Annotated in this window: 16 protein-coding genes; 10 read left to right on the forward strand and 6 right to left on the reverse strand. The window is 64.9% G+C overall.

The window, feature by feature from the left end:
- Positions 1 to 139: 139 nt before the first annotated feature.
- The 5 genes from VGQ44_14900 to VGQ44_14920 form a co-directional block, all read right to left on the reverse strand.
- Complete coding sequence (locus tag VGQ44_14900; GenBank protein ID HEV8448115.1) at positions 140 to 1585, reverse strand: DUF1254 domain-containing protein; 1446 nt, start codon at positions 1583 to 1585, stop codon at positions 140 to 142.
- Between the two features lie 23 nt (positions 1586 to 1608).
- Entirely contained in the window at positions 1609 to 3936 is a 2328-nt protein-coding gene (locus tag VGQ44_14905; GenBank protein ID HEV8448116.1) for an arylsulfatase, read from the reverse strand.
- A gap of 76 nt (positions 3937 to 4012) precedes the next feature.
- Positions 4013 to 4966, reverse strand: coding sequence for a DUF1254 domain-containing protein (locus tag VGQ44_14910; GenBank protein ID HEV8448117.1), 954 nt, complete (start codon positions 4964 to 4966; stop codon positions 4013 to 4015).
- Between the two features lie 18 nt (positions 4967 to 4984).
- Entirely contained in the window at positions 4985 to 6526 is a 1542-nt protein-coding gene (locus tag VGQ44_14915; protein ID HEV8448118.1) for an arylsulfatase, read from the reverse strand.
- A 62-nt stretch (positions 6527 to 6588) separates the two neighbouring features.
- Positions 6589 to 7071: a DUF202 domain-containing protein gene (locus VGQ44_14920; protein ID HEV8448119.1), complete on the reverse strand. Its 483-nt coding sequence runs from the start codon at positions 7069 to 7071 to the stop codon at positions 6589 to 6591.
- 147 nt (positions 7072 to 7218) lie between these two features.
- On the opposite strand from VGQ44_14920, the gene VGQ44_14925 reads away from it, so the two are divergent.
- The 3 genes from VGQ44_14925 to VGQ44_14935 all read left to right on the forward strand — a co-directional run bounded on the left by VGQ44_14925 (position 7219) and on the right by VGQ44_14935 (position 9805).
- Entirely contained in the window at positions 7219 to 8178 is a 960-nt protein-coding gene (locus tag VGQ44_14925) for a hypothetical protein (protein ID HEV8448120.1), read from the forward strand.
- Between the two features lie 104 nt (positions 8179 to 8282).
- Complete coding sequence (locus VGQ44_14930; protein HEV8448121.1) at positions 8283 to 9122, forward strand: DUF2092 domain-containing protein; 840 nt, start codon at positions 8283 to 8285, stop codon at positions 9120 to 9122.
- The gene (locus VGQ44_14935; protein HEV8448122.1) at positions 9119 to 9805 is read left to right on the forward strand and encodes a hypothetical protein; all 687 of its coding nucleotides are present in this window, start codon (positions 9119 to 9121) and stop codon (positions 9803 to 9805) included. Before VGQ44_14930 ends, VGQ44_14935 begins: the two co-directional genes overlap by 4 nt.
- 449 nt (positions 9806 to 10254) lie before the next feature.
- Here the strand turns inward: VGQ44_14935 and VGQ44_14940 are convergent, their stop codons facing one another.
- On the reverse strand, positions 10255 to 11790 hold the full coding sequence (locus VGQ44_14940) for an alpha/beta hydrolase (GenBank protein HEV8448123.1): 1536 nt from the start codon (positions 11788 to 11790) through the stop codon (positions 10255 to 10257).
- A gap of 283 nt (positions 11791 to 12073) precedes the next feature.
- On the opposite strand from VGQ44_14940, the gene VGQ44_14945 reads away from it, so the two are divergent.
- The 7 genes from VGQ44_14945 (at position 12074) to VGQ44_14975 (ending at position 20644) form a co-directional block, all read left to right on the forward strand.
- The gene (locus VGQ44_14945) at positions 12074 to 13048 is read left to right on the forward strand and encodes an OmpA family protein (GenBank protein ID HEV8448124.1); all 975 of its coding nucleotides are present in this window, start codon (positions 12074 to 12076) and stop codon (positions 13046 to 13048) included.
- A gap of 190 nt (positions 13049 to 13238) precedes the next feature.
- Positions 13239 to 13865, forward strand: a complete 627-nt coding sequence (locus tag VGQ44_14950) for a hypothetical protein (protein ID HEV8448125.1) — start codon at positions 13239 to 13241, stop codon at positions 13863 to 13865.
- Positions 13862 to 15076: a porin gene (locus VGQ44_14955; GenBank protein HEV8448126.1), complete on the forward strand. Its 1215-nt coding sequence runs from the start codon at positions 13862 to 13864 to the stop codon at positions 15074 to 15076. The genes VGQ44_14950 and VGQ44_14955 overlap by 4 nt, the downstream gene beginning before the upstream one ends.
- Before the next feature lie 164 nt (positions 15077 to 15240).
- A complete protein-coding gene (locus VGQ44_14960) occupies positions 15241 to 16644 on the forward strand; it encodes an aspartate ammonia-lyase (GenBank protein ID HEV8448127.1) in 1404 nt (467 codons plus the stop codon).
- Between the two features lie 21 nt (positions 16645 to 16665).
- Complete coding sequence (locus VGQ44_14965; protein ID HEV8448128.1) at positions 16666 to 18153, forward strand: DASS family sodium-coupled anion symporter; 1488 nt, start codon at positions 16666 to 16668, stop codon at positions 18151 to 18153.
- 37 nt (positions 18154 to 18190) lie between these two features.
- Positions 18191 to 19285: a type II asparaginase gene (locus VGQ44_14970; GenBank protein ID HEV8448129.1), complete on the forward strand. Its 1095-nt coding sequence runs from the start codon at positions 18191 to 18193 to the stop codon at positions 19283 to 19285.
- A gap of 60 nt (positions 19286 to 19345) precedes the next feature.
- A complete protein-coding gene (locus VGQ44_14975) occupies positions 19346 to 20644 on the forward strand; it encodes a porin (GenBank protein HEV8448130.1) in 1299 nt (432 codons plus the stop codon).
- The last annotated feature ends 33 nt before the right edge of the window (positions 20645 to 20677 follow it).

Genomic DNA, 20677 nt, shown 5'->3' on the forward strand with positions numbered 1-20677 from the left:
CTTCGCCCGACGCGTTCGAACCGGTCCATTGGTCGAAGGTGTCATCGTGCTCGACGGCTACAGTTCACGGCCGCCTACCGGATCAAATCACTCGTCAAAGCCCCACCGCCGGCGGCGCCCAAGGCCGTTCGCTAGCCGCTCACATCGGCACGACGTCGTCCGGCTTCCACGTCTGATCGAAGAACGGCTCGAGCGGACCATAGAAACGGAACAGCACGAACCACCCTTTGCCCGGACGCGTCTGGATCCAGTTCTTCTCTTTTCCGGGCGGCGCCGCCGGCCCGAAGAAGACGTCGATCGAATCGTCGTCGTTCAGCTTGGGGCCCGTGTATGTGCTCACCGAGGGAAACGGCTGGTCGTTGCGCAGCAGCGACCGGCTGTCGGCGTCGTAGGCAACCACCGACCAGAAGTTCTTGACCGGAACATCGGCGGGAAGATGAAGGCGATAGTTCTTTCCGCCGTCGAAGAACGCGCCGGTCGCGTCGCGCGGCGTGAACAGATACTGCGACCCGGAGCCGACGTGCTTCTCGACCATCGCCGGCGACATTCCGATCGCGATGTAGGCGAAGCTCGCGCGCCGGTCGGTGTTGGTGAACCCCTGGCTGTCGAACTTCGCGCTGCCGCCGACGAACGCCCACTCCCAGCGACGGTCCGGATACACGAGACGGGCGTCGTCCTGTGACGCGAAGCTGTTCGTGCGTGCGATCGCTTCGGCGAACTGCGCCGCTTCGTCGAGCAGCTTGCGCCGCTCGGGGTCGGGCTGGAATGGCTTGCCGTGCTCGATGCCGACCGCGGCGAGCTGGAAGCGATCCTGGTCCGAAAACCGATCGGCGGGCTCACGCTCGACGATCCAGGCGAGATCGTCGAAGAAACGCGCGTCGTCGGTGAAGACGGTGTCGATCGGTTGCTGCGACGCATCGACGAACGCGGTCGGGGTCGGAGCGTCCGCCTTGCTCAGCGGATAGATCTTCGTCGTCTTGATGAGATCGACCGCCGGCAGGGTCTTGCCGTCAACCTGAAAGCCGCGCACGCCCAGACTCGCGCAGTATGTCGGCGATTTGACGACGATGTAGCCCTCGCGGACGTCATCCCTGTAGTCGGGCGGCAGCACGAGGAACTTGCCTCCCTTCCCCTTGTCGACTCCGGTCGTGCCGATGTCCGCGAGCGAGTTCTGCCACAGATCGCTGATGACGCCGAGCATCGACGGTGGAACCTCGATGACCACCGGGCCGTCGCGCTTGAGGTCGAGCGACGCCAGTCCGTAGATCGTCTCGGTGTTTCCGGTCAGGAGCAGCGACGCCGCGTCCATGAGCGTTTCCCAAATCACGACCTGGTTCGGCTTCCCCGCGCCGGCCTCGATCACACTCCGCCAGACGTGCAGCCATGAGACCGGCGGCATGTGGACGAGGTACGCTTCCACCGCGCGAATGAACACGAGCGAGTTGCGCAGCTGGCTCGCCGCGGGCCCGGCCGGGAAGCTGTTCTGGAACTCGAATGCTCCGAACCGCGTCCTGACCGTTTCCGTACCGAACCAGCCGTGTCCCTTCGTCGGCTTGGCCGGAGTCCCTTTCACCTGCGTCGCCATCGACAGCTCCTCCCCTCCCGCCGCTAGTCTCGCGCGAACGCGCCGACCGCTTCTTTCTCCAGGTCCAGGTAGACGTCGTCGCCGACGTCGAACGCGACGCCGAGGATCGTGCCGTCCGTGAACGTGCCTGGTGCCTCGTATTCATGGCTTACACGGTCTTCGCTGTCGTAGCCGACGCACAATCCGTCGCCGGACAGAGTGAAATGGCCGCTTTGCGTCCGCATCGGTCCTTCGGCGACGACTTTGTCGTCGACGTACAGCTGCGTCTTGCCGAGGGACTCACCGTATTTGCCGGACTTCTCTCTCACGAACGCCATGCCCACCGCGTGGTTACCGGGATCCAGCGGCGGCGACACGAATTTCTGTTCGGGGTGAATGCCGAGAAAGTTGTAGACGTAGTAGAGCCGGCGATCCTTGATGAACAGCGTGTGGCCGCCGAAGCGCGATCCGTGCGCGAAGATCACGCCGTGCGAGTCCGACGTGAGCTTGACGTCGGCGATGATCTTGTACGATCGGCCGCGAATGTTGACCGCGACGCCCTCGGGCACGGGCGATGTGCCGGGCAGATAGATGTACCGCGAACGCGGCGGCTCAGGGAGCGGGTGCCGGATCGTGAGCAGCTCGACGGCCGTTCGATCGTCCAGCGGCAGCACGCAGTTCTTGTCGGCTTCGTCGAACCACGCCTTGATCAGCTCATCGAGCTTTGCCGGGTTCTCTTTGGCGAGATCCTTGGCCTCGGCGCGGTCGGCGTCGACGTGGAACAGCTCCCACTTGTCCTTGTCGAAGTGCCCGACGCCGCTGATGGGCGCGTGGAGCGCCGCCGCCTTCCAACCGTCTTTCCAGATTCCTCGAGTGCCGAGCATCGCGTAGTACTGCACTTTCTTCGTCGTCGGGGCGTCGGCGCCGTCGAATGTGTAGCGCATCGACACGCCGTTCAGCGGGTACTGGTCGACGCCGCGATACACCTTCGGCATCTCGAGACCGACGACGTCGAGAATCGTGGGGACGATGTCGGTCGAGTGGTGATACTGATGCCGCACCTCCCCCTTGGCCTTGATTCCCTTGGGCCAGTGAATGACGAGCGGGTCGCAGGTGCCGCCGGAGAATTGCGAGTAACGCTTGAACATCTGGAACGGCGTGCTGAACGCGACTGCCCAACCCGTCGGATAGTGGTTGTACGTCTCCGGGCCGCCGAGCTGGTCGAGGTACTTCATGTTCTCGGCGATGTCGTCCGGGTAGCCGTTGAAGAATTTGTTCTCGTTCACCGAGCCGTTCGGCGTTCCCTCGCCCGACGCGCCGTTGTCGGCGCAATAGAAGACGACCGTGTTCTCGAGCTGCTTGGTCTTTTCGAGATACTCGATGATGCGGCCGACCTGAGCGTCGGTGTACTCGGAGAACCCGGCGTAGACCTCGGCCATGCGCGCGAAGAGTGTCTTTTCGTCCGCGCTGAGCGTGTCCCACGGGCGCACCATGTCGGCCGGCGCGGTGTCGGCGACGTCCTTCGGCAACGGATTGAGCGGCGTGAGCGCGGTGTCCTTGGGCAGGATGCCTTTCGCGATCATTTGCTGGAGGACATCGTCGCGATAGGCCTCGTACCCGTCGTCGAACTTTCCCTTGTACTTGTCGGCGTACTCTTTGGGAGAGTGGTGCGGCGCATGGTTCGCGCCGGGACAGAACCACATGAACCACGGTTTCGACGGGTTCGCCGACTGCTGGTCGCGAAGCATCCGGATGGCCTGGTCCGCGAGATCCTTCGACAGGTGGTAGCCGTGCTCCGGCGTGTCCGGTTGCTCGGTGAAGTGGTTGTCGTCGACGAGCTCGGGATACCAGTTGTTGGTCTCGCCGCCGAGGAAACCGTAGAAGCGGTCGAAGCCTTTTTGCAGCGGCCATTCGGAGCGACTGCCTCCGCTCGAGATGTCCTCGACCGGCACGTTGTGATTCTTGCCGAGCCAGAACGTGCTGTAGCCGTTGTCCTGAAGCACTTGCCCGATCGTCGCGCATTCGGCCGGCAGGCGTCCGGCGGCGCCGGGAAATCCGTCGGTCGCTTCGGTGATCGAGGCGCACCGGTTCACGTTGTGGTTGCGACCGGTGAGGAAGGTCGAACGAGTCGGCGAGCAGAGGGCGGTCGTGTGCCACTGCGAGTACATCAAACCGTTGTCGGCGAGCTTCTGCAGCGTCGGCATGTTGATGCGTCCGCCGAACGGTGACCACGCAGCGAGCCCGGTGTCGTCGTAGAGAACGATCAGAACGTTCGGCGCGCCGCTCGGCGCCTTCTTCAGCTCGTACGGTTTCCAGTCCGGCTTGGAATCGCGAACGTCGAGCTTGATGACGCCTTTGAACGGCTCGGTCATGCAGTCTCCTCTCGGTTGGCCCGCGCATACTGCCCACGCATGGACCGAAGGTCCATCGGACTTTGGCCCAAGCGACTCAGCCCGCCGGCTGCGCCTCGGGGAACGTCCACGTGCCGTGGAGAATCGCCGGGCACGGGCGATACAACCGCACGGTGTAGTTCCACCCGGGCATGATGGGGAGACAGTTCGGCAGCGCGCCGTCGCATGTGCCGAAGTGCACCGTCACCGATTGATCCTCGTTCCTCTTCGCGGTGAGATTGTTGATCGTATACGCGTCGAACGGGTTCGGCTCGAAGTAGCCTTGTGCGTTGTAAACGCTGATCGACCAGAATCCGTCCACCGGCACGTCGCGCACGGTGAGTCGGTACGGCGTGACACCGTCGTTTTTCTCCGGTATCACGTTGAGATACGTCGCGTCGCGCTCCGGATTGCCGCCCCAGGCCATCGCGCTGCCGATCAGATGGCGCACCGGATCGACCTCGGCTCGCGTGCCAAACATGCGGCGCGAGTCGGCGACGGTCGTTCCCAGGGCCAGCAACGCCTCCCGGACTGTTCTTTCCGTGGTGAGATCCCAGTCGGGGAGCTCGAGCGACCCGCGATCGCTCTGGCCGACGAGAATCGCGTCCTGGAGCGCGCGGGCCGCTTTCAGGTCCTCCGCATCGTTCGGGTTCACGAGCGTGCGGACCGCGATCATGACGTAGCGCGTGCCAAGCCGGTCTTTCGTATAGGTGTAGCGCCCCTTGCCGTAGACGACGCCGGCGGCGTACTGGTCTTCGTCGATCACCATCATCGACATGAACCGGGAGCCAGGGTCCGGCAACGTGATCGTCACCGGACCCGCGTCGAGATCGAAGACAGCCGACGAGTACAGCGTGTCCCGGTTCGGGCGCACGACCGTTTGATTGTCCACCGGCATCACGTCGCGACGGTGGTGGAATTTCCCGAGGCCGCCGGCCTGTTCCACGGCGCTCGCGAAATACAAGTCTGTTTCCGCGCGGTTGAAGTTGTCGGCCGTTACGAGGCTGATCATCGGACGCTCCGTGGACAGCTAGCCGGCCTTGGGCATGAGCTTGGCGACGACCTCGTCGAGATTGAACGCGGCGGGCTTCGCGCGGATGGGAAACTCCTTGAACGACTCCATCCACTGCGCGGCGATGGCCTGAGCGGGAATCAGCAAGAACGCGCGATCCACCATCCACTTGTCGTAGAACAGGGAGCTGTCCTCGCCCGCTTCGAATGGATCTGAGCGCATGTTGTAGAACTTTGGTATGCGCATTGTCGAAAACGGCTCGCGCCAGACGTCCAGTCCCTGTGCGCGTTGCTCGTCGAACGACGCTTTCCATTGGTGGACGCGGATCGCCAGCAGCTCTCCGTCGTCGCTCCAATAAAGGAACCCTTCGCGAGGGCAGTTCTCGACCTCGCCCCTCAAGAACGGCAAGAGGTTGTAGCCGTCGAGATGCACCTTGAAGGTTCGTCCGTCGATGGCATATCCCTTCTTGACCTTTTCGACGAGATCGGGCTCCCCAGCCGCCGCCGCGAACGTGGGGATCATGTCCTGCAGGGAACAGATGTCGTTTATGACTCGGCCCGGTTTGAGCACACCTGGCCACCGCATCACGAATGGGACGCGCCAGCCGCCCTCGAAGTTGGTGTCCTTCTCGGCGCGGAACGGCGAACAGCCGCCATCCGGCCACGACATCTTCTCCGCTCCATTGTCCGTCGTGAACACGACGACGGTGTTGTCGGCGACGCCAAGCTCCTCGAGCTTCTGGAGTAGCTGACCGACGTAGCCGTCGAGCTCCACCATGCCGTCCGGGTAGACTCCCAGGCCCGTCTTCCCCTTGGATGACGGCTTGAGGTGCGTGAAGATGTGCATGCGCGTCGTGTTGAAGTAGCAGAACCAGGGCGCGCCTTGTTTCGTCTTTCGCTCCATGAAGTCGAGAGCGCTCGCGAGGAACTCCTCGTCGACCGTCTCCATCCGCTTCGTGTCGAGCGGGCCGGTGTTCTCGATCGTCTGCTTGCCGACTTTGCCGAACTGGGCGTCGATGGTCGTGTCGTCCGTGTCGGTTGCCTTGCAACGGAGCACGCCGCGCGGTCCGTACTTTTTGCGGAACGCCGGGTCCTTCGGGTAGTCCGGGTTCTCAGGCTCTTGCTCGGCGTTCAAGTGATACAGGTTGCCGAAGAACTCGTCGAATCCGTGCACCGTCGGCAGATGCTCGTTCCGGTCACCGAGGTGGTTCTTGCCGAACTGTCCCGTGGCGTAGCCGAGATTCTTCAGGAATTGCGCGATCGTCGGGTCTTCGGCGCTCAGTCCGAGCGTCGCGCCCGGCAGACCCACCTTGGTGAGCCCGGTGCGAATCGGCGACTGGCCGGTGATGAATGCGGCTCTCCCGGCGGTGCAGCTCTGCTGACCATAAAAGTCCGTGAAGAGCGCGCCTTCCCGCGCGATGCGGTCGATGTTGGGCGTGCGATAACCCATGATGCCGAGATTGTACGCGCTGACGTTGAACCAGCCGATGTCATCCGACATGATGAACAGAATGTTCGGCTTGTTGGCGGCCGGCGGCGTCTGTTTGGTCTGCGTGGCCATTCGGTGTCTCCGGAAGGCAGGTCACTGATTGATTCGTCGATCGAATCGTGCGCGAGCGAGTGTCAGCCGAACGGTCCGACGTGGAACGCGAGACTCATCACGGCGAGCAGGCCGACGACGAGCAGCAATAGCGCCACGACCAGCGTGTACGACCGAGGAAACCGGCTTTCGCCGTGTACCAAGCCTTCGGCGCGCATCATCTCACGCTCGGCGCGCAACCCCGCCATGAACGCGAGGTGATAGCCGATTCCGACCACGAGCATCACGAGGCCGAGCACGACCAGCGAGAGGCCGAATCGGCGCGCCTGCCCGTGGGGGGATCGCGTGATCAACCCAGTCTCCGCCACGTGCTCGAAGAACTGGTAAATCGTGAAGCCGAAGCTGATCAATGACAGCGACGTTCGAATCACCGACATCAGCGTGCGGTCCGCGCTCATGCGCGTGCGCTGGAACGACATGCCGGTCCGTCGGGCCGAGAGCTCGACCGCCGGGTCGTCGAAGGAATTCGCGGCCGACTTCGGCGAGGCCGGTTCGTCAGAGGCCATACGTCGCTTTCACGATCGAAGCTGGAATGGGCGCAACCTGCGCTCGAGCGCGCGACGCACCCCATTGGACTTTCGCCACACGGCGCGGGACCGGATCGGACCAAATGCCAATGGGACCGCTGACGGGCGAGACGTACGCTCGAAGCCATGCTGCACGCCATCGTGATCGTGGCGAAGGCCGCGTTCATTCTGCCGATCGTCAAGGTGAGCCTCGCGCTCGCCGTGCTTGCCATCGGACTTCGCTCGAGCGAGGGAGACGCCCTCTGGCTTGTTCGTCACCCGGGGTTGCTCGCGCGATCGATCCTGTCGATGAACGTCATCGTCCCGCTCGTCGCGCTCGCGGTCACGCAAGCGCTCGGCGTTCAGCCGGCGGTCAAAGTCGCGCTGGTCGCGGCGTCCATTTCTCCCGTGCCGCCGATCCTGCCGAACCAGACGGGAAAGGCAGGCGGCGAATCGGCGTATGCGATCGGATTGCTCACCGTCGTTTCACTCGTCGCCATCGTGCTCGTACCCATCAGCGTCGGGGCGCTCGCCGCGCTACTCGGCGCGTCGGCGCATCTCGCCGCCGGCCCTGTTGCGATTCTGATGGGCGAGACCGTGCTCGTGCCGCTTGGCGTCGGACTCGTGCTTCGTCAACTCACGCCCACGTTTGCGGGACGCCTCGCCACGCCAGTGAACGTGGTCGCCATGGTCGTGCTCGTGGCGGCGTTCCTGCTCATCCTCTTCGGCGCCTGGCCGGCGATGCGAAGTCTTATCGGCAACCGAGCGTTGGTGGCTGTTTTGATCGTCACCGCACTCGCGCTCTTTGTCGGCCACGAGCTCGGCGGACCTGTCGACGCGAACCGCCCGGTGCTCGCCCTCGCCTCGGCGCTGCGTCATCCGGCGGTTGCGATCGCCGTCGGCCTCGCGGCCTTTCCGAGCAGCAAGCTCGTGGCACCGGCGGTCCTCCTTCAATTCGTCGTGGCAGCCATCGCGGCGAGCCCTTATGTGAGGCGGTTCAAGCGGGTCGCGACGCGGTCGCGACAGATCGCGTTTCGGGATGCGCCGGTGACGCGAGCGAATCGCAATACGTCGCCGCGATCCAATCGGCCCATGCCACCCGGCTAGCCGCGCTGGCCAACGGGACTCGCGCGTACGCCTCCTCCAAAGGTCCAATTTGGCGGCTCTCTGGCCCGCGTGAGTTTCCGAAAGTCACTGATGCAGGAGTTGTAATGAAGCACTCGAGAATTGGTGCGCGCGTCGCCGTCGGCATAGCGGCGCTCGCCGTGGCGGGGTTATCGCCGAGCCGGGCCGCCGCGCAGGACACCACCTACACGAAACCGGTCGCCGACTCGGCCGCCGGCGACGTCGACCGGATCGACAAGGACGCCATCGACGCGCTCGAGAAAATGGGCGCATACCTTCGCACGCTCAAAGCGTTCAGCGTGCACGCCCTGGTCACGACGGAAGACGTCATGGAAAACGGGCAGAAGGTCCAGCGCTCTTCGGTTGTCGATCTGACTGCGTCGAGGCCGGATAAGATGCGGGTCGAGATCGCGGATCAACGCCAGCCGCGCACCCTGCTCTACGATGGCAAGACCTTCACGATGTGGGCGCCGCGCGTGAAATACTACGCGACGACCAACGCGCCGTCGACGATCATCGCTCTCATCGACACGCTCGATGAGAGGTTCGACATCGACGTGCCGGGCGCCGATCTGTTCCGATGGGGAACCGCCGAGTCGGACGTCGCCAACATCACCGACGCGACCGACCTCGGCCCCGCGGCGATCAACGGCGTGACGTGCGAACAGTACGCCTTCCGGCAGGCGGGATTGGATTGGCAGATCTGGATTCAGCGAGGCGACTTCCCGCTGCCGCTCAAGCTGGTGCTCACCACGACCACCGACGAGGCGCGACCGCAGCATTCGTCGACCTACACGTGGAACCTCGCACCGTCGTACAACGACAAGGCGTTCGTCTTCGACCCACCGAGTGACGCCAAGAAGATCACGTTCGCCGACGTCGCCGCGGCCCGCGCCGCGGAAAAGAAAGCCGGGGGGTACAAATGAGACGATTCATCGGACGACTCGTGCTGTCGATGCTCGCGTTGCTGCTCATCGTCGGCCACGCTGACGCGCAGCGTCGCGGCGGCGGCGGACGCCGCGGCGGCGGCGGGTTCCGCGGCGGTGGCGGCGGATTCCGAGGCGGCGGTTTCTCGCGCGGCGCGGCGCGGTCCAGCGTCACGCGGCCCAGCTTCAACCGGGGCGGGGGCTCGTTCAACCGCCCGTCGATCAGCCAGCCGATCAACCGCCCGAGCGCGCCGGTCAACAGGCCGAACGTCGGCACGGCCGCTGGTCAGATCGCCAACCGGCCAGGCAACATCGTCAGTAATCGACCGGGCAACATCGTCAATAATCGACCGGGCAACATCGTCAACAACCGGCCCGGCAACATCATCAACAACCGCCCGATCGACATCGGTGACAATGTCGCCGTGATCGGCGGCGGCGGCGGTTGGTACAACGATTGGGACGGCTGCTGCTATTACGGCGGCTGGGGCGCCGCCGCCGCCGGCTACGCCGCCGGCGCGCTCGCCAGCAGCACGGTCGGCACGGTGGTGTACGACCTGCCGTCAACTACGTGCACCAGCACGGTCGTGAACGGAATCACCTACCAGCAGTGCGGCAGCACCTGGTACAAGCCCGAGTTCAACGGCACGGACGTGACGTACGTGGTCGTCAGCCCTCCGTGACGCACACGATGAGTGCCTAGCGCGACACGCGTTCGCATCTTCGAGCGCACCCTCTTCCGCCGGCGACGTGGACCTCCGCCCGTCTAACCGGTGTCATCATCGAAGAGGGTGCGTTCGCTTTTTCTCGGTAGCGCCATGGCGCCGCGCGGAGTGAGTCGCTGTCCCCTGTCGCTGACGCCTAGAGTGATCGTCCCGCGGAGCGATCGCGGTCAAGCCGCTCCGTGACACGCCGTGAAGGCAGCGACGAGACGGCTCGACGTCTGAAGCGCGAGCCGAGGCGATACTGACTGGCCGTATCGTCAGTGTTGCACGGGTCGGGCGGAAGACCTCGGGCGGCTCGGCGCGTGACTCCAGCAAACGGTTTGCACGGCGCACGCAAGAGCGGCCGAGAGGTAGAACCAGTCGGTCCTACGCCTCGGCCGCGGCGCGCTCGTCGATGTCTCAGGCGGTCAGGGCGACTTGAGCGGCCTCGAGTCGATGGGCGGCAGGAATGCGGGCGTCACCCGGCCGATGCACGACGTGGGTGGGTCGGCGTTCGGGTCCCGCAGGAAGGCATCCATGATCAACGCCGCGCATGCCATGGCGAGCGGCCGCGCGAACGCGACGTGGCCGGCGTTGGCGAAGTGAGCGCGGCGTGCGTGCGACAACGTCTTCGCGGCTTCATCGGCGAGGGCGGCGGGCGTCTGCGCGTCGTAGCCGGACGAGATCAACAGCGTCGGAATGTCGCTGCTCACCGGATTGATCGCCTCCGGCCCAGAGAACGGAACGCCGAGCGCGTCGCAGAGCATGCGGGTGCCGGCCTTCGGCTCTCCTTGCGGGCGATCGCCGCAGAGGTCGATGTAGTAGATCAACGGCGCGGTTTGGCGCGACGCGGTCTGCAGCGACGGGTCGATCGCCGCCGCGAGGAAGACGCGCAACGCGAACTCATCGTGCAGCGTGTCGTCCTGAGCGAGCTCGGTGATGATGCGGGGCACGCTGGCGCGCATGCCCTCGTCGCTCGACGCGACGCCGAGGACGCTCAACACCGCCGCGCCGGCGACCTCGATCGTGTGCCACGGATCGGACGCGCCGAACTGCGCCGTCCGGCGGAGCGCGCCGCCGCCGTCGGTCAGCTTGGCGACCCACTTGGCGAGGTCGCCGTACTGCGCGACGCACACCGAATCGCTGCGGCATTCGTTGATGACCTGAGCCGCGATGGCGCGCCCGGCGGTGGCGACGTACGTGGAGTCGAGAATCTGCGTCGCGCTCGGGGGCGCGATGCCGTCGAGGATCGACGCTTCCACCATGTCCGGATGACGCCGCATGAAGTGCAGCGATTCGCGGCTGCCGTACGACGCGCCCAACATGATGACCTTGTTCAAGCCGAGCGCGTGCGCGACGTCGGCGATGTCCTCGACCGCCGGCAGCGTGGTGAAGTTCGCCGGATCGACGCCGTGCGCGCGGAGCTCGCGTGCTCGTCGCGTGAGCGAGTCGTTGAGCGGTTTGACGGCGAGCGCGCGCCTCGCGCGCGGCTCGAACACGACCGTGCCGAGGTCAGGCGAGGCGCGGTCGGGGACGGACGAGTAGCCGCGGTGGTCGAAGGCGATGATGGGATGGTCGCGCAGCAGCGTCTGGCCGGCCGGCGTCTCGAGCAGGACGCGCTGCGCCGCGTCGATCGACGACTCGCCGGGTCCACCGGGGAGGAAGACCACCGGGTTGCCGTGCGCGCCCGCCATCGAATAGACGACGACCGGGAGCACGACGGGGACCAGATGCGAGTCTTTCGGCCGAGCGCGATTCTGCGGAACGGTCACCGTGCCGCAGCGCATCGTGATGCCGCCCGTCGGCGGCGGGCCGAAGACCGAGTTGCAGGGGAGCTCGACGAATTTCGGTGGTTCGCCGGAGGACTTCGAGCTCTGTGCGTTCGCGACGCTGTGGCCGGCGAACACGACTCCCGCGAGCAGAGCACACGCGGCAACAAGGTTCTTCTTTCCGCACGACATCATCCACCTCAGCTGCGTAACAGCGGCGCGACAGCGGAGACTGGTGTGTCAGCGCCCCAGCGCCACGATGCGCAACGTCGGTGCGGATTGCGTTCGTCGGCATTGGCCGATGAACCTACGCCGCTTTGTCGTCGGGATTGACCGTTGGACCAACGCAGGTGATCCGCACCACAACGGCATCGTTCATGAGGATTCAGTGGTTACCCGGGGCGCGTTGCCAGGTCTGGAGCCGCTCGGGCCACGCAGTCTACCTCACGCGGATACGTGAGATTCAGGAGTAATTGCTATGACAAGAACGATGATGCTCGACTTGCAGGAATTGCGACGCCCGGCCCGCAATGCCGCGCGTCTGCTGGCGCTGCTGTGCGCACTCGCGGCTGCTCCGCGCGTGCATGCGCAGAACGTCTCGACGTCGCGGCCGCAACCGACGCTGAGTTATGTGCAAGGTTCGGAAGCGAAGATCACCGGCTTCATCATCAACCGAAACGGCGACAGCCTGCTCGTGCGTGACGAGACAACTGACGCGATCAGCCTCGTTACGGTCAACGACGACACCAGGATCTCCACGCCGTCGGGCACGTTGGCGCTGGGTCGGCGTCGGCAGGGTGAAGACACGCTCATCCCCGGCCTGAAGGTTCACCTGAAGGGAACGGGCGGCATGGGTGGTGAGCTCGTCGCCTCGTCCATCCTCTTCCACGCCAGCGCGCAGAACGTTGCGGAAGGCGTCGCGGCCGGTACGCTCGACATGCGCGTGTTCATGGACTCGGCGACCGCGGCCAACCGCGACAGCCTCGAGGCCGTGACTCGCCGTGGCCGTGACACGCTCAACGCGCTCATCGATCGTGCACGTGGATCGATCGGCACCATCAACGGTCGCATCGACAACCTCGCGAAGTTCGACCTGTCGCAGTCCCGGGCAATCTTCTTCGCCAGCGGCCGCGCCCAGCTGACTCCTGAAGCCAAGCGCACGCTCGACAACATGATCTCGGCGTGCAAGAGCATGAACACCTGCGTGTTCGAGGTCTCGGGCTTCACGGATTCTCGCGGCAGCATGTCGCTCAACGAGCGCCTCAGCTATTGGCGTTCGCAGTCGGTCGTGCAGTACCTGACGCAGACCGGCGGCATCGACCTTCGCAACATCGCCACTCCGGTCGGCCTCTCGGAAACACAGCCGATTGCTACGAACGCAACATCTAGTGGCCGTGCGCTGAACCGTCGCGTGCAAGTCCGGTTGCTCTTCAACCGCGCGCTCGCTCAGTGACGCTTCGTCGAGACCGAGCTCCACACGTACGCTTACGACCCTTCGCGGGTCTGACGCGCACCTCGGACTCGGTCCCCCTCCCGGCCCTCGAGCCGGGAGGGGCTTGGGCGTTCTCGCAACGTTCGTCGCCGGCGCCCGCCAAGTGATTCGACGTTCTCGCTGGCGGCGCCCTATCGCCAGGAGCGCCGCGGTGGCGGCCTTCGCGGTGGCCACGTCTTGCTATCACTGGGCCGAGGTCACGACCTCGTGGGGCGCGCCGGGACGGCGTAGGATGCAGTTCGACAACGTCGTCGCCGTGTTCGCGTCGAGCGACGATCGTCTGCGCATCGCGATGGAGAATCGGATCGTCGCAGAGTTTCCGAGAGGAACGCCTTCGTATCGGGCGCTGGCCGCGATCGACCTCGGCGACGCCGCGGCGGTTCGCGCCGTGTTCGACGACGATCAGTTCGACGCCGCGATCATCATGACCGTCGTTCTCGCCGACCCGCGGCCGACCTCGCTACTGGCCGCTGACCTTCCGAGGTCCCGCCATCCCCTCCCGGCTCGGACGATCCGAGAGCAGTGGGACCGCCTCTGGAATCCGCCGTTCGATCCGGCGTCGGTGCCTCCCAAGCGATTGGTAGCGATCGAGGTTCAAGTGTATTCGCTGCGCGACGATCACCTCGTTTGGGCTGGACGCGGCGACCCCGGCGACGCGAAAGCCATCGCCAAGCTCGGCGACGCCGCGGTTGCCAATCTTTCGCGCGAGCTCGCGCGAGAGGGCATCCTCGCGTACGCTCTTCCGCCGCACCAGGACGGTTTTCGCGTCGCCGAATGAACGTCCGGGCAACGCTCATCGGGCTCGGCGCGCTCGGCGTCATGGCCGATGCGTCGCGCGCACAAGCAACGGCTACATCCGACACGCTGCCGTGGAACGCCGCCGTCGGCCGCTTCGGCTCGGTGCGGGTAGGATTCGCCTTCTTATATGATGCAGACGCCTATCGGCAGTCGGCGGTGAACGAAGCGCAGGTCGGTTCGCTGGCGACGGTCGGCGTGGTCCGCACCGGCCGTCTCATTCTCGACGGGACGTTGGGTTCCGCCCACCGATGGCGCTACCTGCTGGCAGTCGAGTCCAACAGGCTCGAAGACATCGACCCCCCGGAGTTCACGCTAAAAGATCTCGCGCTCAGCATTCCCGCCGGCGGGAACGTGTGGATCAGCGTTGGCCGGCAGAAAGAAGGCGCATCTCAAGACATCTATCTCGGGACGCGAACGCAGCCGTACAGCGAACGCTCAGCCGGCGTCACCGCATTTTTCCCCACGCGCAACGACGGACTTCGCGTGTGGAACAGCGGGTCATTCGCTGCTGACGGCCGCTGGGGCTGGTCGCTCGGCGCGTTCGACAGCTTTCTGTTCAACGGGGACTCGTTTCGCGCCAACGGCGGCCAGTACGCCGCACGCATCTTCGCGGCGCCGGTCGCGGACGACAAGACCGGTCGCGTCGCGCAGCTGGCGTTCGATGTCCGCGCGACCGGTGCGCAAGACGGTTTCATCGAGTTCAAGACGAAGCCCGAGGTCGACGCGGCGCCGAACTTCGTCAATACGGGGCGAATTCCGGCGTCGAGCGCGACTACGATCGACGTCGAGGCGCTCATGCAGCGACGGTCGCTTTCGTTCGTCGCCGAGCTACTGCCGACGTTCGTCGCGGGAACGCCGAACGGCACGCTCCACTTCGTCGGGTGGTATGCCGGCGCCAGCTGGCGCTCCGGCGGAACCCCGCGAGCCTACGATGATGAAACCGGCTCGCTGAGCCGCGTCGAGCTGGAACGGCGGAAGGTCGTTTGCGAACTCGCCGCCCGGTTCAGCAGTGCCGATCTCACGGACAGGTCGGTCGACGGCGGCGCGCTCGAGCGCGGAACGCTCGCCGTTGCCGTCTACGCGCCGCACGACCTTCGCGTGCTGATCGATTACGGCTTCATGTCGCTCAGCAAGAACGGCGTCGGGCGCGCGAGCTCGCTCACGGCGCGCGTGCAATGGGAACTGCGCTGACCCGGCGACGCTGAGCCACGCGTTCGCGGGCGACAGGCATTCACCGGTTGGACCATCGTCCACTGCGAGTTCGTCGGCGCTAACCCATAGGTTGCGCGACCGCACCCGCCCTACATCGCGCTCACGCGGTACGCGCCGTCAACTCATTTCGCGAGGCTCCCTGCATGCCCGCTACGAACACTCGCACCGAACACGACCTTCTCGGTGATTTTCAGGTTCCGGCCGACGCGTACTATGGCGTCCAAACCGCGCGCGCCCTCGAGAATTTCAAGATCACCGATCAACCATTGAGCGTCTTTCCGAACTTCATCAAGGCGCTCGCCATGGTGAAACTCGCGGCGGCGCGGGCGAACTTCGAGACTGACGGTTTTTCCAAGGACATACTGACCGCGATCGAAAAGGCCTGCCAGGAAATCATCGACGGCAAGCTCCACGACCAGTTCCAGCTCGACATTCTCCAGGGCGGCGCGGGCACGTCGACGAACATGAACGCCAACGAGGTGATCGCGAATCGCGGCCTCGAGCTGATGGGCAAGAAGAAAGGCGAGTACAAGTTTCTCGATCCGCACGACCACGTGAACCGGTCGCAGTCGACGAACGACTCGTATCCGACGGCGATGCACATCGGCATGGCGCTCGGCAACGCGCAAGTGATCGCCGCGTTCGAGCAATTGATCGAGGCGTTCAAAGCGAAGGGACAGGAGTTCAAGGATCTGCTCAAGATGGGGCGGACGCAGCTGCAGGACGCCGTCCCCATGACGCTCGGTCAGGAGTTCGTCGCTTTCGCGCGTACGCTGGCCGACGAAGTCCGCGCGCTCGAAGCCGTCAAGGTCGTTCTCTGTGAAGTCAGCATGGGCGGCACGGCCATCGGCACCGGTCTCAACGCGCCGCCAGGCTACGCGCAGAAGTGCGCCGATCATCTGGCGAAGGTCACTCACCTTCCGGTTCGACTCGCCAATGACCTGATCGAGGCAACGCAGGACACGCAGGGTTTCGTGCTCTATTCGTCGGCGCTGAAGAGCCTGGCGATCAAGCTCGCCAAGGTCGGCAACGATCTCCGTCTCTTGTCGTCGGGCCCGCGGTGCGGACTGCACGAAATCAACCTTCCGGCGACGCAGCCCGGCTCGTCGATCATGCCGGGTAAGGTGAATCCAGTGATTCCCGAGGTGACGAACATGGTCGCCTACCGCGTGATCGGAAACGACCTCGTCGTCACGCTCTCCGCCGAGAACGGGCAGCTGCAGCTGAACGCGTTCGAGCCGGTGATGGCGGCCTGCATCTTCGAGTCGCAGAAGCTGCTCGTGAACGCGGCGGACACGCTGCGAAAGTTCTGCGTGGAGGGGATCACGGCCAACAAGGACGTGCTCAAGCACTACATGGATTCGAGCATCGGGACGGTCACGGCGCTCAATCCGGTGATCGGCTACGACAAGGCGACCGAGCTGGCGGCCGAGGCCTTGGAGTCGGGCGAGGGGATACTCGAGATCGTCCGCGAAAAGCACATCCTCACGGACGCGCAGATCGACGAGATTCTGAGCCCCGCGGCACTGACCGGATCGGGACGATAGCGGAGCGACCGGAGACGGGTCATGGCTCTGCCGCTGCGGCGTCCCTCGCCTGAGGAACCGCAATCCACGGCGCCGGCGAGAACTCCGCCGGCGCCGGACACACCGGAGCCGCCACAACCCAAGCGTCTCGCGCGTGCCATCTCGTTGGCCATCGCGCTGATCATCTGGTTCATTCCGCCGCCCGGGGGCTTGTCCGCGCAGGCGTGGCACTTGTTCGCGATCTTCGCGGCGACGATTCTGTCGGTCGTGATCGGCGCGTTCCCGATCCTCACGGCGTCCGTTTTCGCCGTCGCGGCCTCCGTGCTCACGAGAACGCTCTCGGCCGAGGAGGCCTACGACTCGTTCGCCAACCCGACGATCGTCCTCATCATCGTCGCGTTTCTCGTCGCGCGCGCAGTGGTGAAGTGCGGACTCGGCCAGCGGCTCGGCTATCGCGCGATCAGTTGGTTCGGCAAGTCCACGCTCGGCCTCTCGTACAGCATTTTTGGCGTCGATGCGGTCATCTCGCCGGCCTTCCCGAGCAACACCGCTCGGTCCGGCGTTCTCTACCCCCTCGTGTTCTCGATGGCCGAGGCGGCAGGCGCGACTCCGGATCGGCACGATAGACGACGGCTCGGGCAGTTCTTGATGTTCTCGGGCATGGCAAGCCTATCGCTTTCATCGGCGCTCTGGCTCACCGCCATGGCGGGGAATCCCCTCGGCGCCGAGATCGCCAAGAAGAACGGCGTGAACATCGGATTCGGGTCGTGGCTCGTCGCGTCGGCCGTGCCGACGATTCTCGCGATGGCTCTCGTCCCGCTGGTGCTGTACAAGATCATCAAGCCCGAGGTGACCGCGATGCCGGAGGCGCCCGCCGACGCCCGGCGGAAGCTGGCGGAGCTCGGGCCGCTGACGCGCGACCAAAAGATCGTCGGGCTCACGTTCCTCGGCATGGTGGTGCTGTGGGGACTCGCCAGCACGCTTCACATCGATCCGACCGCAGTCGCGTTCCTCGGACTTGGCGTCATGCTCGCGACGAACGTGCTGACGCTTGGCGACATCGCGCACGAAGGAGATGTCCTCGCGACGTTCATCTGGTTCGCGTCGCTCTTCACGCTGAGCAGCCAGTTGAACAAGCTCGGCTTCATGGAGTACGTCGGTGACCGACTCGCCACGGCGTTGGGAGGATTTCCGGTCCTCGCCGCCGCGGTAGTGCTGCTGATCGCCTATGTGCTCTTGCATTACCTGTTCGTGAGCCAGACCGCGCACCTGCTTGCGCTGTTCGGCGTGTTTCTCGGCGTCGGCGTCAAGCTCGGCGCGTCGCCCTCGATCCTCGCTTTTCAATTGCTCTTCGCAACGAACTATTTCGCGGCGATCACGCCGCAGGCATCGAGCGCGAATCTGCTCTTCGCGGGGAGCGGATATCTGTCCCAGGGCCAGCTGTATCGCCTGGGAGCGCTGCACACCGCGTTCTGTCTGCTGTTGTACCTGGTCGTGGGCACCGGGTGGATCTGGCTGGTCGCCCGGTAACGTCGTCGTAAAGAGAGTCTTACCGTCGAGGCGTCAAATGCGGAAAAGGAATCTGGTCCCGATGTTCATGGTGTTCGTTGCGTCGGCGAGCGTGTACGCACAGGGCGGCACGGCGGGCGGAACGGTGTCCATCGACACGATGTCGTTGCCGAAGGTGGTCGTGCTCGCGACCGGCGGCACGATCGCGGGCGCGGCGAAGAGCAACGTGACCGCGGGGTATTCGAGCGGCCAGGTGGGCGTCGATGAGCTCCTCGCGGCAGTCCCCGAGGCGAAGCGCCTCGCGCGGTTGAGCGGCGAGCAGGTCTCGAACATCGGCTCGCAGGACATGAACGACGAAGTCTGGATGAAGCTGGCAACGCGCGTCAACCAGATTCTCGCCCAGCCGGACGTCAGCGGCGTGGTCATCACGCACGGCACCGACACGATCGAGGAGACCGGGTACTTCCTCAATCTCGTCGTCAAGTCGGCGAAGCCGGTGGTGCTGACGGCGTCGATGCGGCCGTCGACGGCGCTCTCGGCGGACGGACCGTTGAATTTCTTCAACGCCGTCGCGGTGGCAGCCGACAAACAAGCGCCAAACCACGGCGTGCTCATCGTCGTCAATGACTGGATTCACGGCGCGGCGTCGCTCACGAAGACGAGCACCACCGCGGTGCAGACGTTCCTGTCGCCGCTGTCCGGCCTGATCGGCACGGTGAACTACGGCAAGATCGAGTGGTACCGCGGGCCCGTCGGCAAGAATACCGTGAACTCGGAGTTCTCCGTCGACGCGACGACGACTTTGCCGCGAGTGGACGTGATCATGGCCACGGAAAACATGGACGGCACGCTGATCAACGCGGCGGCCGCGGCGGGGGCGAAAGGAATCGTGATCGCCGGCGTCGGCAACGGCAACATGACCAAGGCCGCGCTCGACGCGCTCGCGGCGCAGGCCAAGCGCGGCATCGTGTGCGTCCGCTCGACGCGTGTCACGACGGGGGAAGTGGGTCGCAACGTCGAAGTCAAAGACGACAGCCTGCACTTGGTCGCATCGCTCGCCCACAACCCGCAGAAGTCCCGCGTGCTCTTGCGGCTGGCACTGCTGAAAACGTCAGACCCGATGACGATCCAGCGCTACTTCGACGAATACTGACGCAACGGCCGCCGCGGTCGACGGGGGACCGCGGCGCCACTCACGCTCTCGAGCATCGCCATGACACTTCCCCGACTTGCGCTCGGAGCCCTCGTCGTTCTCTCGGCGTTCGGAGCACCGCGCGCCGCAACCGGGCAAAAGCCGGGACAGAGCCGACAGGACTCCACGCGCGACTCGATCCTGTCGGTGGAACTGACCGCCGGCGAGGCGGACAACGAGCCGATGCGCCGGAACCTGTTACGGCGCCTCGAGTGGAATCTCGGCTTCACGACGATGCACGTCGGCGGCGGGATGCTGTTCGATTGGATCGCCTACTGGCAAGATTCGGCGAGCAAGGAGCAGTTTCCCAACCTGAATCCCCAATACAAGTTTCGGGATGGGCGCATTCTGTTCGGCGGGCGCTTCAAGACGAAGCGGCCGTTCACCTGGCAGGCGGGCATCATGTACGACGTCGCGACGTCGCGCTGGCTCGTCCGCCAGACCGGGTTCATGGTCTCGGTGCCCGAGATCTACAGCCACTTCTTTCTCGGGCGAGCGAAGGAAGGGTTCAGCCTCAACAAGGTAATGGTCGGGTACGACGGCTGGTCGATGGAGCGTCTGCCCTTCACCGACGCGACCGTTCCGTTGCTGGCGGACGGTGTCAAATGGCTGTTTTACAACCCGAACAACCACTTGTTCTTCAACCTGGGCGCGTTCATGGACGCGTTCTCCGAAGGTCAGAGCTTTTCGTCGTACAACTATCAGTTCGTAGCGCGCGCCGGAATCGATCCGCTCGCCGGCGACACGGCCGGCAAGCTGTTGCACCTGGGGATGAACTTCCGCATCGGCGACGCCGACAAAGACTCGCTGCGTCTTCGATCCAAGCCCGAGGCGTTCCCGGCGCCCTACTTCATCGACACCGGAAAATTCCCCGCCAGCACCGCGTACGCGTTCGGCCCCGAGCTCTACTATCGGCTCGGCCGAGTGCTGATGGGCGGCGAATACTACTGGCAGAGGGTTCACTCGCCGCAAAATGGCAATCCGTGGTTTCACGGCGGTGAGGCCGTCGTGAGTTGGGTCACGACGGGCGAGGCTCGGCCCTTCAACCTCGCGGGCAACTACTTCACGGAAGTCGTCCCGGATAGCACCGTGATCCAGGGCTCGTCTGGCGCGTGGGCGCCGCTGGTCAAGGTCTCGTACAGCAATTTGACGAACGGTCCGATCCAGGGCGGCATCCTGTGGCGTATCACGCCCATGATCAACTGGTACCTCACGGACAACGTTCGGCTCGAGTTCGCGTACGGGTACGCGATTCTGACGCGTTTCGAGCTGCGAGGCGCGACGATGTTCTTCCAGTCGCGGTTGCAGCTGCGCCTGTGACCGGCCGCCGATCGACACCTGCCGACGGAAGTC

The organism is Gemmatimonadaceae bacterium, assembly GCA_036003045.1.
Classification (GTDB): domain Bacteria; phylum Gemmatimonadota; class Gemmatimonadetes; order Gemmatimonadales; family Gemmatimonadaceae; genus JAQBQB01.